This window comes from Streptomyces anandii JCM 4720 (assembly GCF_014650655.1).
Lineage (GTDB): Bacteria > Actinomycetota > Actinomycetes > Streptomycetales > Streptomycetaceae > Streptomyces > Streptomyces anandii.
Genome location: NZ_BMVJ01000008.1, coordinates 149,572 through 151,917, shown reverse-complemented (window position 1 = coordinate 151,917; position 2,346 = coordinate 149,572). Strand labels below are relative to the sequence as shown.

Genomic DNA, 2,346 nt, shown 5'->3' with positions numbered 1-2,346 from the left:
TTCCGTACGAATTCGACGAACTGGACGAACTGGCACACGCGTACGCGGTGACCATTCACCGCTCCCAGGGAAGTGAATATCCGGCCGTGGTGATCCCGGTCACCACGGGAGCCTGGATGATGCTCCAGCGGAACCTGCTCTACACGGCGGTGACCAGGGCGAAGAAGCTGGTGGTCCTCGTCGGCTCGCGCAGGGCGATCGGCCAGGCGGTGCGCACGGTGTCGGCCGGCCGGCGCTGCACGGCGCTGGACTTCCGTCTCGCGGGCGGCTGAAAGACGCCGCCCCCGGGGCCGGAATTCGCCGCTCGCGGCGCCCGCAAGGGCTTTCTGACCCCGCGTCACAAAAAATGATCGATCAAACGAGTCGTAAAGGTCACAGAGCACTTCCCGTGGCCGGATCGAGCGGGCAGGATGAGCAGGTTGACGGCACTGAGTGCCGCCAATAGGCCCAATGGTCGACCCCGAGTGCACTCTCCTGAGCCAAATGGGGGATGGTAGAGACAGTCAGGGCACCTCGAAGATGAGGCACTACGTCGGTGAGGGAAGACGTGAGCGACAACTCTGTAGTACTGCGGTACGACGGCAGCGAGTACACCTACCCGGTGATCGACAGCACCGTCGGCGACAAGGGCTTCGACATCGGGAAGCTCCGCGCCCAGACCGGTCTGGTGACTCTGGACAGCGGCTACGGCAACACCGCCGCCTACAAATCCGCCGTCACCTATCTCGACGGCGAGCAGGGCATCCTCCGGTACCGCGGCTACCCCATCGAGCAGCTGGCCGAGCGCTCCACCTTCCTGGAGGTGGCCTACCTGCTGATCAACGGTGAGCTGCCGACCATCGACGAGCTCACCACCTTCAAGAACGAGGTCACGCAGCACACCCTGCTGCACGAGGACGTCAAGAACTTCTACAAGGGCTTCCCGCGCGACGCCCACCCGATGGCGATGCTCTCGTCGGTCGTCTCGGCGCTGTCGACCTTCTACCAGGACAGCCACAACCCGTTCGACGAGAAGCAGCGCAACCTCTCCACCATCCGGCTGCTCGCCAAGCTCCCCACGATCGCGGCGTACGCGTACAAGAAGTCGATCGGTCACCCGTTCGTCTACCCCCGCAACGACCTCGGTTACGTGGAGAACTTCCTGCGCATGACCTTCTCGGTCCCCGCGCAGGAGTACGAGCTGGACCCGGTCGTGGTCTCCGCGCTGGACAAGCTGCTCATCCTGCACGCCGACCACGAGCAGAACTGCTCGACCTCCACGGTCCGCCTGGTCGGCTCCTCGCAGGCCAACATGTTCGCCTCGATCTCGGCCGGCATCAACGCCCTCTGGGGCCCGCTGCACGGCGGCGCCAACCAGTCGGTGCTGGAGATGCTCGAGGGCATCCGCGACTCCGGCAACGACGTCGACACCTTCATCCGCAAGGTGAAGAACAAGGAGGACGGCGTCCGCCTGATGGGCTTCGGCCACCGGGTCTACAAGAACTTCGACCCGCGCGCCAAGATCATCAAGGCCGCCGCGCACGACGTGCTCTCCGCGCTGGGCAAGGAGGACGAACTCCTCGACATCGCCCTGAAGCTGGAGGAGCACGCGCTGTCCGACGACTACTTCGTCGAGCGCAAGCTCTACCCGAACGTCGACTTCTACACCGGCCTGATCTACCGGGCCATGGGCTTCCCGACCGAGATGTTCACGGTCCTGTTCGCCCTCGGCCGGCTGCCGGGCTGGATCGCCCAGTGGCACGAGATGATCAAGGAGCCGGGTTCCCGCATCGGCCGCCCGCGCCAGATCTACACGGGCGTGGTCCAGCGCGACTTCGTTCCGGTCGAGGAGCGCTGATCCGGGAGGCGCGACGCCTTCCCACTCCCACTTCGGGCCCCGTGTCCGCGCAGTCCGCGCGGGGCGGGGCCCAGTGGCGGGCGGTACCGGCAGGAAAAGCGAAAGGCGCCCTGGTGCGCCAGTCCCCCCACGGGCCGACGACCAGGGCGCCTTCCCATGTCCCGGTGCGGATTCCCCCCACGGGATCCGGCCGGGCGTCTGGAACACCAGCGCCTGAATCGCTGTGAGCACAACGAGCAAAAGTCGTCGTACCTCTGTGCTGCCGTACGGCTTTCGCCGTACCGCTGTGCCGTACTGCTTGGCGTACTGCTGTGCGATCTGCCGGGACAGCGCACGCGCGGGAGGGCCGCTCAAAGCTTCCCGGTGTACGTGCCCCGGCAACGCATCTCCGGGGAAGTCCCCCAAGACATCCCCAGACGTCAGTCCGCGCCCCCCAAGACGCTTCCTGACATCGCCAACTTAGACCTTCGAACCCCTTCGATGGTTACGTTCACATCACTGTGATCTGC

The 2,346-nt window shown here is 65.5% G+C and carries 2 protein-coding genes; both read left to right on the top strand.

The genetic code is table 11. From position 1 onward, the window contains the following. Positions 1–272 (top strand): ATP-binding domain-containing protein (locus IE249_RS37520; protein WP_229858668.1); only part of this gene is annotated, 272 nt, incomplete at its 5' end. 275 nt (positions 273–547) lie between these two features. Then, positions 548–1,837 carry a citrate synthase gene (locus IE249_RS16585; RefSeq protein ID WP_189705597.1) on the top strand — a complete coding sequence of 430 codons (1,290 nt, stop codon included), beginning with the start codon at positions 548–550 and terminating at the stop codon, positions 1,835–1,837. Positions 1,838–2,346 lie beyond the last annotated feature (509 nt).